The sequence below is a fragment of the Streptomyces sp. NPDC098789 genome (genome assembly GCF_044759975.1).
In the GTDB taxonomy this organism is placed as follows: domain Bacteria; phylum Actinomycetota; class Actinomycetes; order Streptomycetales; family Streptomycetaceae; genus Streptomyces.
In genome coordinates, this window is sequence record NZ_JBIWAJ010000021.1 from 1 (window position 1) to 13,711 (window position 13,711).

The 13,711-nt window shown below is 71.7% G+C and carries 15 protein-coding genes; 5 read left to right on the forward strand and 10 right to left on the reverse strand.

Features of this window, described 5'->3' with window-relative positions; all coding sequences use genetic code 11:
- The 6 genes from ACIQWR_RS32630 to ACIQWR_RS32655 all read right to left on the reverse strand — a co-directional run.
- A partial coding sequence (locus ACIQWR_RS32630) for a homocysteine S-methyltransferase family protein (protein ID WP_404017071.1) occupies positions 1 to 1,091 on the reverse strand: 1,091 nt, incomplete at its 3' end.
- Positions 1,088 to 2,068, reverse strand: coding sequence for a carbohydrate kinase family protein (locus tag ACIQWR_RS32635; RefSeq protein WP_404017073.1), 981 nt, complete (start codon positions 2,066 to 2,068; stop codon positions 1,088 to 1,090). The genes ACIQWR_RS32630 and ACIQWR_RS32635, both read right to left, overlap by 4 nt.
- Positions 2,069 to 2,141: 73 nt before the next feature.
- Positions 2,142 to 3,365, reverse strand: a complete 1,224-nt coding sequence (gene metK, locus ACIQWR_RS32640) for a methionine adenosyltransferase (protein ID WP_404017075.1) — start codon at positions 3,363 to 3,365, stop codon at positions 2,142 to 2,144.
- 266 nt (positions 3,366 to 3,631) lie between these two features.
- Positions 3,632 to 4,591, reverse strand: a complete 960-nt coding sequence (locus tag ACIQWR_RS32645; protein ID WP_404017078.1) for an aromatase/cyclase — start codon at positions 4,589 to 4,591, stop codon at positions 3,632 to 3,634.
- Between the two features lie 188 nt (positions 4,592 to 4,779).
- Positions 4,780 to 5,085 (reverse strand): acyl carrier protein, encoded by a 306-nt coding sequence (locus ACIQWR_RS32650; protein ID WP_404017081.1) that lies wholly within the window; start codon positions 5,083 to 5,085, stop codon positions 4,780 to 4,782.
- Positions 5,086 to 5,239: 154 nt separating this feature from the next.
- Positions 5,240 to 6,727 (reverse strand): multicopper oxidase family protein, encoded by a 1,488-nt coding sequence (locus tag ACIQWR_RS32655; protein WP_404017084.1) that lies wholly within the window; start codon positions 6,725 to 6,727, stop codon positions 5,240 to 5,242.
- Positions 6,728 to 6,979: 252 nt separating this feature from the next.
- Here ACIQWR_RS32655 and ACIQWR_RS32660 point away from each other — a divergent pair, with 252 nt between their 5' ends.
- Genes ACIQWR_RS32660 through ACIQWR_RS32670 form a run of 3 tightly spaced genes read left to right on the forward strand, consistent with a single transcriptional unit; the run spans position 6,980 to position 9,651 of the window.
- Positions 6,980 to 8,374 carry a pyridoxal phosphate-dependent decarboxylase family protein gene (locus ACIQWR_RS32660; protein ID WP_404017086.1) on the forward strand — a complete coding sequence of 465 codons (1,395 nt, stop codon included), beginning with the start codon at positions 6,980 to 6,982 and terminating at the stop codon, positions 8,372 to 8,374.
- Between the two features lie 15 nt (positions 8,375 to 8,389).
- Entirely contained in the window at positions 8,390 to 9,019 is a 630-nt protein-coding gene (locus ACIQWR_RS32665; RefSeq protein ID WP_404017088.1) for a hypothetical protein, read from the forward strand.
- The gene (locus ACIQWR_RS32670) at positions 9,016 to 9,651 is read left to right on the forward strand and encodes a DUF6875 domain-containing protein (protein WP_399268063.1); all 636 of its coding nucleotides are present in this window, start codon (positions 9,016 to 9,018) and stop codon (positions 9,649 to 9,651) included. The genes ACIQWR_RS32665 and ACIQWR_RS32670 overlap by 4 nt, the downstream gene beginning before the upstream one ends.
- A 78-nt stretch (positions 9,652 to 9,729) precedes the next feature.
- On the opposite strand, the gene ACIQWR_RS32675 is transcribed toward ACIQWR_RS32670, so the two are convergent.
- Positions 9,730 to 10,134, reverse strand: a complete 405-nt coding sequence (locus ACIQWR_RS32675; protein WP_404017090.1) for a hypothetical protein — start codon at positions 10,132 to 10,134, stop codon at positions 9,730 to 9,732.
- 231 nt (positions 10,135 to 10,365) lie between these two features.
- Here ACIQWR_RS32675 and ACIQWR_RS32680 point away from each other — a divergent pair, with 231 nt between their 5' ends.
- Positions 10,366 to 10,944, forward strand: a complete 579-nt coding sequence (locus ACIQWR_RS32680) for a Uma2 family endonuclease (RefSeq protein ID WP_404017092.1) — start codon at positions 10,366 to 10,368, stop codon at positions 10,942 to 10,944.
- Between the two features lie 3 nt (positions 10,945 to 10,947).
- Here ACIQWR_RS32680 and ACIQWR_RS32685 read toward each other — a convergent pair whose 3' ends face one another.
- Positions 10,948 to 11,358, reverse strand: coding sequence for a RidA family protein (locus ACIQWR_RS32685; protein WP_404017094.1), 411 nt, complete (start codon positions 11,356 to 11,358; stop codon positions 10,948 to 10,950).
- A gap of 218 nt (positions 11,359 to 11,576) precedes the next feature.
- Here ACIQWR_RS32685 and ACIQWR_RS32690 point away from each other — a divergent pair, with 218 nt between their 5' ends.
- Entirely contained in the window at positions 11,577 to 12,014 is a 438-nt protein-coding gene (locus ACIQWR_RS32690; protein ID WP_404017096.1) for a VOC family protein, read from the forward strand.
- A gap of 117 nt (positions 12,015 to 12,131) precedes the next feature.
- On the opposite strand, the gene ACIQWR_RS32695 is transcribed toward ACIQWR_RS32690, so the two are convergent.
- Positions 12,132 to 12,977, reverse strand: a complete 846-nt coding sequence (locus ACIQWR_RS32695; protein ID WP_404017098.1) for an alpha/beta hydrolase — start codon at positions 12,975 to 12,977, stop codon at positions 12,132 to 12,134.
- Positions 12,974 to 13,696, reverse strand: coding sequence for an indole-3-glycerol-phosphate synthase (locus ACIQWR_RS32700; RefSeq protein WP_404017100.1), 723 nt, complete (start codon positions 13,694 to 13,696; stop codon positions 12,974 to 12,976). Before ACIQWR_RS32700 ends, ACIQWR_RS32695 begins: the two co-directional genes overlap by 4 nt.
- Between the last annotated feature and the right edge of the window lie 15 nt (positions 13,697 to 13,711).

The window sequence follows — 13,711 nt, forward strand, 5'->3', positions numbered from 1 at the left end:
AACATCGCGTCCCGGAACTTCTTCGACCCGTTCGCGTTCGTCCGCTCACCGATCGCCATGAACGCCAGGTCCTGACGGAACGGAACCGTCTGGTAGAGGGACGAGGCACCCGGCTCGGGGGCGGGTGCCCGCCCGATGACGGCCGCGCCGCGGACCCGCTCGACGACCTGGCGCAGGTGCTCGGGCGTCGTACCGCAGCAGCCACCGACGAGCGAAAGGCCGTATTCGCGGACGAACGATTCCTGCGCGTCCGCCAGCTCCGCGGCCGACAGCGGGTAGTGGGCGCCGTCCTTGGTCAGGACGGGCAGGCCGGCGTTGGGCATGCAGGAGATCGGGATGCGCGAGTTGCGGGCGAGATAGCGCAGGTGCTCGCTCATCTCCGCCGGACCCGTCGCGCAGTTCAACCCGATCATGTCGATGCCCAGCGGCTCCAGCGAGGTCAGCGCGGCGCCGATCTCACTGCCCAGCAGCATCGTCCCGGTCGTCTCCACCGTCACCGAACAGATCAACGGAACCGAGATGCCGAGCGCGTCCATCGCCCGCCGCGCACCGATGATCGAGGACTTCGTCTGGAGCAGGTCCTGCGTCGTCTCCACCAACAACGCGTCCGCGCCACCGCTCAGCAGACCCTCCGCATTGACCTGGTAGGCGTCCCGGATGATGGAGTAGCGGATGTGACCGAGGGTCGGCAGCTTGGTGCCCGGTCCCATGGACCCCAGCACCCAGCGCTGCTGCCCCGTCGAGGCCGTGAACTCGTCCGCGACCTCGCGCGCGATCCGCGCACCCGCCTCCGAGAGCTCGAAATTGCGGTCCGGGATGTCGTACTCCACCAGGGCGGCGTGGTTCGCACCGAAGGTGTTCGTCTCCACGCAGTCCACGCCCACCGCGAAGTAGGCCTCGTGCACCGAGCGCACGATGTCGGGGCGCGTCGCGTTCAGGACCTCGTTGCAGCCCTCCAGCTGTTCGAAGTCCTCCAGCGACGGGTCCTGCTCCTGGAGCATCGTCCCCATCGCGCCGTCCGCGACCACGACGCGGGTGGCCAGCGCCTGCCGGAGGGCGTTCGCCCGTTCCTGCGCGTCGGTCGTCGTCATGTCAGCCGTCCCAGTCGCGGTGCGAGCAGCTCGGCGGAGCGGTCCCCGTACACCGCGCGGACGGTGGCGAGGAGGGCCGCGGGGTGGATCTCGTACGACTGCGAGCCCACGGCGGCGAGGGCGAGGGCCGACATCGCACAGCCCAGCTGCGCCGCGGTCTCCAGCGGCAGCTGCCAGCTGACCGCGGCCAGGAAGCCGGAGCGGAAGGCGTCGCCGACGCCGGTGGGGTCCTCGGGGGTGATGCCGGGGACGGCGCGCACCGTGATCGTCGGGTCGCCCTTGCGGTCGATGCGCACGCCCTGGGCGCCCAGGGTGGTGACCCAGGTGCCGACCCGGTCGAGGACGTCGGTGTGGCTCCACTCGGCGCGTTCGCGCAGCAGGGCGGACTCGTACTCGTTGGTGAACAGCCAGGCCGCGCCGTCCACCAGGGTGCGCACCTGCGAGCCGGAGAGCCGGGCGAGCTGCTGGGAGGGGTCGGCGGCGAAGGGGATGCCCAGGGCTCGGGCCTGGTCGGTGTGGTGGACCATCGCCGTCGGGTCGTTCGGGGAGACGAGGACCAGGTCGAGGGGGGCCTGGGCGTGCAGGGGGTGCAGGTCGATCCGGTCGGCCTCGGCCATGGCGCCCGCGTAGAACGAGGCGATCTGGTTGGAATCCTGGTCGGTCATGCACATGAAGCGGGCGGTCTGGCGGTCGTCGGAGACGTACACCGCGCCGGTGTCGACTCCGTGCTCCTTGAGCCAGACCTCGTACTCGGCGAAGTCGGCTCCGACGGCGCCCGCGAGGAGCGGGCCGAGGCCCAGTCCGCCGAGCCCGTAGGAGATGTTGGCCGCCACTCCGCCCCGCCGGACCTCCAGCGTGTCGACGAGGAAGGACAACGAGACGTGTTCCAGCTGGTCGGGGAGCAGCTGGTCGACGAACCGGCCCGGGAAGGCCATGAGGTGATCTGTGGCGATGGATCCGGTCACCGCGATACGCACGTGGACTCCTGTGAGCTGATCTCGATGTCGGCGGGGCGGAGGGGGAGGGACAGGATGGGCCAGAGGCCCGTGCTCAGGCGCCGGCGGCGGCCTTCAGCGCTTCGGCGCGGTCGGTGCGCTCCCAGGTGAAGTCGGGGAGTTCGCGGCCGAAGTGGCCGTAGGCGGCGGTCTGCGCGTAGATCGGGCGCAGCAGGTCGAGGTCGCGGATGATCGCGGCCGGGCGCAGGTCGAAGACCGTGGAGATGGCCTCCTCGATGCGGTCGGTGGGCACGGTGTGGGTGCCGAAGGTCTCGACGAAGAGGCCGACGGGCTCGGCCTTGCCGATCGCGTAGGCGACCTGGACCTCGCAGCGGGTCGCGAGACCGGCGGCGACGACGTTCTTCGCGACCCAGCGCATCGCGTAGGCGGCGCTGCGGTCGACCTTGGACGGGTCCTTGCCGGAGAAGGCGCCGCCACCGTGACGGGCCATGCCGCCGTAGGTGTCGATGATGATCTTGCGGCCGGTGAGGCCGGCGTCGCCCATCGGGCCGCCGATCTCGAAGCGTCCGGTCGGGTTGACCAGCAGCCGGTAGCCCTCGGTCTCCAGCTTGATGCCGTCCTCCGCCAGCTGCCCCAGGACGTGCTCGACGACGATCCCGCGGATGTCGGGGGTGAGCAGCGCGTCGAGGTCGATGTCGGCGGCGTGCTGGGTGGAGACGACGACGGTGTCGAGCCGGACGGCCTTGTCGCCGTCGTACTCGATGGTGACCTGGGTCTTGCCGTCGGGGCGCAGGTAGGGGATCGCGCCGTTCTTGCGGACCTCGGACAGGCGCCGCGAGAGCTTGTGGGCGAGGTGGATCGGGAGCGGCATCAGCTCGGGGGTCTCGTCGCAGGCGTAGCCGAACATGAGGCCCTGGTCGCCCGCGCCCTGCTTGTCCAGCTCGTCGTCCTCGCCGTCCGTTCCGGCACCCTCGACCCGGCTCTCGTACGCCGTGTCCACGCCCTGCGCGATGTCCGGGGACTGCGCGCCGATGGAGATCGAGACGCCGCAGGAGGCACCGTCGAAGCCCTTGCCGGAGGAGTCGTAGCCGATCTCCAGGATCTTCGCGCGGACGATGGCCGCGATCGGCGCGTACGCCTGGGTCGTCACTTCACCGGCTATGTGGACCAGGCCCGTGGTGATCAGCGTCTCGACGGCCACGCGGGAGGTGGGGTCCTCCGTGAGCAGGGCGTCGAGGATCGCGTCGCTGATCTGGTCGGCGATCTTGTCGGGGTGGCCCTCGGTGACGGACTCCGAGGTGAACAGACGGCGGGACATGTCACTCCTGGTGGATGGTCGGGTACGGACGATCGTGTGCGGGAGGTCAAGAGGTCAAGTGCGGGAGGTCGAGTGTGGGAGGTCGAGGTCGGAGACGGTCGATCGACGGGTCGGCGGGTCGGCGGGTCGGCGGGTCGGCAAAGAGATGTCCCCGATCGATCTTGTGCCATGGGAGAAGGGGGAGCGAGCCGCGCCCGGATACCCCTGACACGTTCGTGACATCAGAATCTGACGGGGCGTCAGGAAAATATCGACCCGACCGGGTCTCAGAGGGTGCGGATCGCGGACTCGGCGTGCCGCTTGGCCAGTTCGAGGACGGCCGTGCTCTCGCGGCCGAGCATCGCGCGCACGTGCGCACGCGCCAGGGACAGATCGGTCCCCGGCCCGAGCACCTGCTCGACGTCGGACGCGCGCAGCAGCACGCTGTGGTGCGCGATCGCCGTCACGCCCGTTTCGTCGGGCAGCACGGACCACTCCCCGGTGTGCGCCTCGATCAGCGGCGGTGTCCTCGTCTGCTTGTGGACGATGCGGGCGGCGTGCGGGAAGCAGATCCGTACGGACTCGGTCTCCCGCGGCGGACCGCCGCCCTCGGCCAGGGTCTCCATCCGCACGCGCTGCACCCCCGGGACGTCCTCGCGGACCTCCGCGCGGGTGACGTGCGGGACCCGGCCGGGCCAGTCGGCCACCCCGTAGAGGTAGTCGTAGACCAGCTCGGCCGGGCCGTGCACCCGGACGGAGTCCTCGAAGCCGAGCATCAGTCCGTCGATTTCGCGCCACCGCTCGGCGTTCTCCTTGAGCTGTTCCAGCTCGGCCCGGCTGTTGGTGTCGGTCGCGAGGAGCAGCCACGCGACGTCCCCCGGCGGGCCGGCGGCCACGGTGAACTCGTGCTCCAGGCGCAGCCGGCTGCGCCCGGTGCCGCGGGGTTCGACCGTCCAGGTCCCGGCCATGGTGACCGCGGGTGCGGCGGGGAGTTCCTGGAGGAAGTCGATGCGCGTGCGCGCGCTGTCCAGGGTGCGGTGCGAGAGCGCGGACCTGATGCTCCCGTTGGCGGTGAACCACATCCTGAACCGGTCGAGCACGCCGTCGAAATCGAGCCGTTCGACATGGATGCTCGACGCGGCGATCAACGGCCACTGCGTGGTGTCCGCGATCAGCCCGTAGACCACCCCGGCCGGCGCGGACACGTCGATCTCGTACGACGCGCGGTGCACTCGCTCACCCGACATCGGCTCAGCCTCCCTGACCTGTGGCCCCGACCCTCCTCCCCGGCGCCGGAGAGCCACCGGAAGTGCGCTTGAGGACGGGTCCGGGCGGCGCGGGGCGAGGCGGGGGCCGCATGGCCGGATCCTGCCGGTGCCGGTGCCGGTGACCCGGTCCCCGCGCACGACCCGCGCCCCCGCCCCCGCCCCGGCGCTCACTCGTGACCCGACCCGTCCCCCGGCCCTTGGCCCCGCTGCTCGATCCGGGTGGTCACGGCCGCGGCCAGGGTCGCGATCGTGGGGGTCTCGTAGATCTGGCGCAGCCGGAGCTCGACGCCGTAGGTGCGGGAGAGCTGGCGGAGCATGTGGTGGGCGGCCAGTGAATCGCCGCCCAGCTCGAAGAAGTTGGCTTCCAACGGAGGGTCGGTGATCTTGAGGAGGGTCGCCCAGACTGCGCGCACCTCGTCCAGGACGATGCGTACGCCGTCGTGGGGTGTGAGGAACGTGAGCGAGGTGGTCATGGTGATCTCCTTGCGAGAACGTACGGACGCATGCGAAGTCATGGGGGACACGGCTGGACATGGTCTGTGCTCGTCACTCTCGCGGCCCGTGCTCGTCCGGCCCTTGAGTGCGCGTCGAGTCGGGCTGCGGCCGCGGCGGCCCGAACGAAAGGACCTACCGCACGCGGAAGTTGGCCATCATCCCCATGGCCGAGTGGTCCAGCAGGTGGCAGTGGTAGACGTACGTCCCCCGGTACGAGGCGAAGGTCGCGTGGAGTGTGACGGTCTCCCCCGGGAACAGCCGGACGGTGTCCTTCAGCCCCGCCTCCGCCGGTCCGGCCGGGGCGCCGTTGCGCTCCAGCACCCGGAACTGGACCAGGTGCATGTGGAAGTTGTGCGGGATCAGCTTGTTGGCGTTGGTGACCGTCCAGACCTCCGAGGTGCCGTAGGCGACCGTCTGGTCGATGCGGTTCGGGTCGTAGGCCTGGCCGTCCATGAACCCCCGCGGTTCCTGGCGCCCGTCCTCGTCCATGCTGAGCACGATGTTGCGCCGCACCGCGGGCTTCGGCAGCGCCGCCACCGCGGGCAGCGTGCGCAGGGTGTCCGGCACCCGGCTCTGGTCGCCGGCCGTGCGCACGACGTCGAAGCGCAGCACCTTGCCGACCTGGTCGGGGGTGCCCGGGCCCAGGGTGTTCTCCAGGACGATCTTCGTGCCGACCGGGTAGCGGGAGAAGTCGATGACCACGTCCGCGCGCTCCGCCGGGGAGAGCCCGATGGTGTCGGTCGGGAAGGGGTGTTCCAGCAGCCCGCCGTCGGAGCCGATCTGGATCATCTGGCCGCCGTCCGACAGCCCCAGTTGGAAGAAGCGCATGTTGGAGGAGTTCAGCAGCCGGAAGCGGTACTTGCGGGCCGCGACCTCGACGTACGGGCTCGGGCGGCCGTTGGCGAGGATGGTGGTGCGGCCGAAGGCGTCGTCCATGACGTAGACGAGCTGGCCGTACTCGTCGAAGTGCGCGTCCCGCAGCGCGATGGGTATCTCGTACTGACCCGACGGCAGCGGCAGTGCGCGTTCCGTCTCGTCCGAGAGCAGGTAGGAGCCGGACAGGCCGCGGTAGACGTGCTCCGACTCCATGTGGTGGGCGTGGTCGTGGAACCAGAGCGGGGCGCCCGGCTGCTGGTTCGGGTAGGTGTACGTGCGCGAGGTGCCGGGCGCGAAGGTGTCCATCGGGGAGCCGTCGTTGTCCTGGGTGACCGATCCGCCGTGCAGGTGGACGGCGACCGGCATGCCGAGCGTGTTGCGGTGGCGGACCACCACCTTGCGGCCGCTGCGCGCGCGCAGCACCGGTCCGGGGAAGCAGCCGTCGTACGTCAGGACCTTGGCCATCCCGCCGGGCAGGATCTCCCGTGACACCTCCTTGATCGTGACGGCGTAGGTGTCCTGCCCGCCCGAGGTCGAGACCGGGGTCAGCACCGGCAGGATCGGCATCCGCACCGAGAAGGGCGGCGGCACCGGCACCGCGACCGGTCTGGGCGCCACGCCCGGCGCCGTGTCGGCGGCTTGGGCGGTACGGGCGTCGAGCATCGGCGTCAGCGCGCCGCCGGTGATCAGTCCGGCACCGGCCGCGGCCAGGGCGCCGCCGAGCACGCTGCGTCTGGTGACCATGCGATGTCCTCCTGGAATGGGGTGGGCGGGAACGGCTCCCGCAGCCGTGCGCGGGTGTCGCACACGGCTTCGGCACGGGTGTCGCGCGGCGAGTGCACCAGACGCCTCTCGCACATCGCTGGAGCCCAGGTGGTGTGCGGCCGTCCGGCGTTGCGCGGGGCTTGCGTGGGCTCCGTATATCTGCTCGTGCGTACGTCGGACCGCGTACGCACCACTCGTGCCGCAGAGCGCGGCCATCGGGGGAGGCTCACCGTGGACCTGAACGACCTGCACGATCTGCGCGACTGGCTGCCGCGCGCGCTCGGGGTCGCCGAGCGGTGGGGCGGCCAGTTCGGACCGTACGAGACGCACGACGCGCACCGCGTCGACCCGGACGCCTTCGACGGGGCCTTCGAGCGGCTCGCCAAGCGGATGGACCACAACTATCCGTTCTTCCACCCGCGTTACGCCGGACAGATGGTCAAGCCCCCGCACCCGGCGGCCGTCGTCGGCTACCTGACCGCGATGCTGTTCAACCCCAACAACCACGCCGCCGAGGGCGGGCCCGCGACGACCGAGATGGAGCGCGAGGCCGTCGCCTCCCTCGCCGCCATGTTCGGCTTCGACGCGCACGTCGGGCACCTGACCACCAGCGGCACCATGGCGAACCTCGAAGCGCTGTACGTGGCCCGCCAGCTCCACCCGGACCGCGGGATCGCGTACAGCAGCGAATGCCACTACACCCACGAGCGGATGTGCCACGTCCTGGGCGTCGAGGGCCACCGGATCCCGGTCGACGGGCACGGCCGGATCGACCTGGACGCGCTGGAGGACGCTCTGCGCACCGGGCGGATCGGCACGGTCGTCGTCACCACCGGGACCACCGGGCTGGGCACCGTGGACCCGGTCCACGAGGTGGTCGCGATCGCCCGCCGGTACGGGGTGCGCGTCCACGTGGACGCGGCGTACGGCGGCTTCTACGCGATCCTGGGCCGGGCCGGGGCCGAGGGCTTCGACCCGCGGCCCTGGCGGGCCATCGCCGACTGCGACTCGGTGGTCGTGGACCCGCACAAGCACGGGCTCCAGCCCTACGGCTGCGGGGCGGTGCTCTTCCCGGACCCGCGCGCCGGACGGCACTTCGCCCACGACTCCCCGTACACCTACTTCACCGACGCCGACCTGCACCTCGGCGAGATCAGCCTGGAGTGCTCGCGGGCGGGCGCCGCGGCGTCCGCACTGTGGCTGACCCTGGAGCTGCTCCCGCTGACCCCGGACGGCTTCGGCTCGATCCTCGCCGCGAACCGGCGGGCCGCGCTGCGCTGGGCCGACCTGATCGCCGACTCGGCGGACCTGGAGCTGTACCAGCGCCCCGACCTCGACATCGTCACCTACTTCCCGGCGACGGCGGACCGATCGCTGTCCGCGATCGACGCCGCCTCGGACCGGCTGCTGCGCGACGGCATGACGGCGGAGGCCGACCCGGTCTTCCTGAGCGTGCTGCGCGCCGACGCCGACGCCTTCGTACGGCGCCACCCGGGCGCGGTCCGCGACGCGGACGCGGCGCGCATCGTGCGCAGCGTCCTGATCAAGCCCGAGTCCGAGCTCTACCTCCCGACCCTGCACGCCCGCGTGTCGGCCCTGGCCGCGCACGGCCGCGCCACCTTCTGACCGGAGGACCCGACCATGACCACGTCCACGTCCACGTCCCTGTCGCCCGAGCCTTCCTTAGCCCCCGTCGCGCCGATCCCCATGGGGCGCGCGGCGGTCACACACCTCTCCACCCTCCTCGCCGTCGCCTTCCACCAGGACGCCCTGACCCGGTGGATGGTCCCCGACGAGCAGGAGCGCGCGGAGCGCCTCCCCGGGTTCTTCCGGGCGTTCGTCGAGCTGTCCGCCGCCCACGGCGGGGTGTTCACCAGCCCGGACGGCGACGCCGTCCTGCTCTTCCTGCCGCCGGACGCCGAGGCGGACGGGGAGCGGCTGGCGGAGGCCGCCGCGGCCCTGGGTCCGTACGCCCCGGCGCTGCACACCATCGCGGCGCTCCAGGACGCACGCCACCCGCACGGCCCGCCGCACTACTACGTCGCCTTCGCCGGGGTCCGCGCGGACCGCCAGCGGGACGGCCTGGTCTCGGCCCTGGTGGGCCGGTTGGCGGCGCGGGCCGACGCCGAGGGCGTCGGCCTGTACACGGAGGCCAGCTCGCCCGGCGGCGAGGCGGCGAGCCGGCGCGCCGGGTTCGAGCGGGTGGGCCCGGAGATCGTCCTGCCCGGGGGCGGACCCGCCCTGCGGCCGATGTGGAGGGAGGCCCGATGAGGGGCGACGACCTGATCCTGTCGTGGACCTCGGGCGAGGTGGCCCGGGGCGAGGTTCCGGCGGAGCACATCGGTCCGCTGCTGCAAGTGCTCATGTGGAGCCGGGAGTTCCTGGTCTCCAGCCACCCCGAACTGGGCCGCTCCGGCCCGGTGTGTCCGTACACCGCGCCCGCGCTGCGCAAGGACCTCTTCCACCTGGCGATGCCGTCGGCGGACTGCGACGACCTCGCCTCGGCGGTGGACTCCCTGCGCACCCGGCACGCCACCCTCTCCGAGGGGCTCTCCGCCGAGGACCGCGAGCTGCTCACGATCCTCCTCGTCCTGCCGGGCTTCGACCCGACGGACTCGGTGGAGTTGGACGAGCTCCAGCGCAAGGCGAAGGACGAGTTCGTCGCGGAGGGCCTGATGATCGGCCAGTTCCACCCGGTCTGCGAGGAGCCCGGCCTCTACAACGAGTCCTTCCGCCCCCTGCGCTCCCCGCTCCCCCTCCTGGCCGTCCGCAAGCTCCTGGTCTTCGACCTGCCGTTCCTGGTCGGCGACGACCTCCACATGGACCACTACCTCCAACGCTTCGCCCCGGCCATCCCCTCCCGCATCCGCGACCAACTGGTCAGCCGCGTGGTGGCGGCCTGACCGCGGTCCCCTACCAGGCCGATGCCCCCCACCGCCGCCGGGCGGTGGGGGGCATCGGTCGCGAGCTGGCGGGCGGGGCTAGCGGACCGGCGCGCAGGTCTTGTCGTCGCCCTTGAGGCACACCCAGATCGTGACGTCCTTCACGTCGGCGCCGGTGCCCTTCGACTTGAGCACCGGGTTCTTCGTGCGGTCCATGTGGTCATCCCGCCAGGCGCCGTTCTGCCAATAGCGGTAGCTGACCCGGAGCTCGACGCCCTTCCCGTCGGCGCAGTTGTCCTTCGTGGTGAGGGTCCACTGCGTCTTGTAGAGCGGGGAGCCGCCGGCACTACCGGTCTGGAACCACTGGTAGTTCCCGCTGGCCTCGCCGCACGCGCCGACGGTCTTGCCCGAGACCGCTCCCCCCGACGCCTGCGCTGCCCCCGCTGCCCCGATGACCAGCCCGGCCGCTGCCACGGCCATCGTCACCTTGCGTGCGAGTGTCATGTTTCCCCCTGGAAGGTCTGCCCGAAGTGTTCTGACGGACAGGAACCTACGGCGGGGGGCCTTCCCACCTCGCCCAACGAGAGGTTGATCCTCTTCTCCTCCCGAGGTGGGCGCGGCCGTACCACCAGGGGGGTAGACGGCACCGTTCGGGTGATGGTGAGGCCCGTGCGGGGGCCCGGATTCCGGGGGGGGCTGTAGCTTCGCTGTGACGGAGGAAAGGAGTACCGCGCCATGAGCACAGCACCGATCGGCAACGGCGGGGGGGCTGCCGACTACAGCCTGGTGGGCGACCCGGAGCAGGCGCTGAAGTTCGCCATCCAGCACATCAAGGGTGATCGCGCGGAGATCATCGAGGGGGTCATCGACACCATGTCGCCGTCTTGGGACCACGAGCGGACCGTCAAGATCGTGCGCCGTCAGATCGTGGGACGTGTGGACGAACTCGACTGCCTGGACGGTTCCGGGAACCTCGACCTGCCGGGGTCGCCCAATTGGTACGTGCCCGACATCGCCGTGGTCCCACTGGAACTCACCAAAAACGGCGGGGCGTTGGTGCCGGACCAGACCCTGCTCGTCGTCGAGGTGACCTCCAAGTCAAATGCCGAGACCGACCGGGTCGTCAAGCGCAAGCGGTACGCCGAGTACGGGGCTCCCCTGTACCTGCTCGTCGACCGGGTAGAGCGGAGCGTCAGCGTGTTCTCCGAGCCCGGCCCGCTCGGCTACACCCGCGCGGACGGCCCGCACCCCTTCGGAGTCCCGGTCCGGCTGCCCGAGCCCTTCGGGATCGTGCTCGACACGTCCGGGCTCTAGGGGTCACGCGGGCAGGGCAGCCGTGAGGTCCACTTCGATCAGTTGGCCGGTGAAGCCGAGTCGGGTCACGCCGAGCAGGGTGCTCGCGGTGGTGAAGGCGGGGCCGATGGCGGACTCGGTGAGGCGGCGCCAGGCGGCGCCCAGGGCAGGGACCTCGGCGCTCACGACGTAGATCACCGAGCGGACGACGTGGTCCGGCCGGGCGCCGACCGCGCTCAGGGCGGCGAGGGCGTTGGCCGCCACCTGGTCGATCTGCGCGTCGAGGTCACCAGGACCCACCAGCGCACCGGAACGGTCCAGAGGGCACTGCCCGGCCAGGAACGCCGTTCGGCCCGCCTCCACCACTGTGATGTGGTGGTACCCCGGGGTCGGGTGGAGCTCATCGGGATTGATGCGTGTGATCTCGGATGCCATACGGGCGAGTCTGGCCATCCGGCCGACACCGCGCACCGGGTTTTCGGCCGACCGGAACGCCGTTAGAGTCGGGCGGGTGACTGCCGGGTCGGCCTTGGGCCACGTACGAGTTGGGGTCCCGGCCCCGGAGTGATCCCGGGGCGGGCCAGAGCGCCGCCGTTCCCTCCGCGTCCCCCTGAGCCCTGCCCAGTGATCCCGGACCGGAGAGAACCCCGCACATGCAGAACGCACCGCAGCACCCGCAGCACCCGCACGCGCCGAGCACGAACGTCGTCCGGCTCGACCACACCGTCGTCCACGCCCGGGACCGGCGGTTGTCGGCCGAGTTCCTCGCCGTGGTCCTGGGGTTGGCGGTGGGAGCGCCCTTCGGGCCGTTCCTCCCCGTCGACCTCGGCAACGGCGTCACGCTCGACTACTACGAGATGCGGGACCAGCCGATCCAACCGCAGCACTACGCCTTCCTCGTGCCCGCGGAGCGCTTCGACGATGTGATCGCCCGCCTCGATGCGGTCGGCGTGACCCACTACGCCGACCCGCACCACGGCGAACCGGGCCGGATCAACCGGCTGTTCGGCGGTCGGGGCGCGTACTTCGCCGATCCCGACGGCCACAACATGGAGGTCATGACCCGGCCCTACGCCCGCCCCGTCAGGTAGCGGTAAGGGGCCGCGGACCGCGGCCACAAGACGTCCCCGAGCCGGACCACCCGTACGGGGGCATCGATTCGCCGCAGAAACGGCACGCCCGGCGCGCGGGCGGACCGCGGGCGGGCCCTACCGCGACCCCAGCAGGCACTCCTCCAGGAAGGCCAGGACACGGAGGTGGTAGGCGGTGGCCGTGTGGCCCAGGCTGATGTTGTGGCCCGCGGCGGCCAGGTGGTCGACGGTGACCCTCGGGGCGGCGGTCAGCCGGGCGGTCATGGCCGTCAGGGCGGCTTCGGACAGGTCCCACCAGGCCTCGTGCTGCGCGAAGGTGAGGCGGACCGGTATGCGGACCTCGGGGGCCAGGGCCTCGAACTGGCGCGGCCACCACATCGTTTCCGCCGACTCGCGCGGCGGGGTCGGCGCGAGCAGGGCGCGGCTCGCCTGGAAGGTGCCGCGCGGGTAGAGCCCGAGGGGGCCCCAGTTGAGCTTGGTGGCACCGCCGCCCAGGGTGGACGGGAAGTGCAGGGCCGCGGGGTCGTAGTGGTACCCCACGCCGGAGGCGTCCAGGCCGAGCAGGGGCGGTGCGTCCGCGCCGCCGGCGGCCGTGTGCAGGGCGACCTTGCCGCCGTCGGAGTGGCCGAGCAGGAAGACCCCCGCGCCCAGGTCGTGCGTGCGGGCGTGTTCCTTCAGGGCGGCCCGGAGGGTCTCCGCCTGGTCGGCCAGGTTCTGCCCCTCGGGGAGGTCCTGCGCCGAGTCGCCGTAGCCAGGGCGGTCCACGGCCAGGACGGCGTGGCCGAGGCGGGTGGCGAGCGGGGCGAAGGAGTCCCAGTACCCGGCCCGCATGCCGCGGCCGTGGATGGCGAGGACGGTGGCGCGGGGCGCGCCGCTCGCGGGGAGCGCGAGCCGGGCGGAGAGCGGGATCCCCGCCCCCGTGAGCCCGTACTCCGTGAGCGTGGCCGCCGCCCGCGTGCTCATCGCACGGCCAGGTCTGTGCGGGCGCCGACCACCGCGTCCATCCACCCGATCGGCGAGCGGGTGCGCAGCAGGGAGGTGCCGACCAGGAGGCCGGCGAAGCCCGCGTCCAGGAGTTCGGCGGCGGTCGCGGGGCCGTTGATGCCGCTGGCGCTGACCGGGGCCGGGGTGCCCGTCGCGCGGACCGCGGGCAGCAGGTCGAGGCTGCGGTGCAGGTCACCGGCGTCGCGTTCGCGCGTCTTGATGTCCTTGTTGTTGACCGCGATCACGCATTCCTCGGGGTGGTGGATCCCCTCCAGCTCGGCCTCGGTGGTGACCTCGACGAAGGGGGTGAGCCCGGCCAGCAGGCACTCCGTGACCAGGGTGCGCATGCTCGACTCGGGCAGCAGCGCGGCCGTCAACAGGACGGCGGAGGCGCCGAGTTCCTTGGCCGCGCGGATCTGGTCCTTGCGGGTGATGAAGTCCTTCTGGAGCAGCGGCAGGTCGGTCATCGCGGCGACGTCGCGCAGCAGGGCGGGCGAACCGCCGAACCAGCGGCCGGTGACCACCGAGATGCAGGGAGCGCCCGCGCTCTCGTACGCGCCGACGATCGCGGCCGGGGTGCGGCCGCCGAGGAGGTCGTAGCCGTGCGCGTCGCGCCGCTTGACCTCCATCACCACGGGGGTCGGGGAGTCGAGGAGGGCCTCTAGGAAGGGGAAGCCGGTCCGGTTCTGCTTCGTCATCGCGACAGCTCCAGG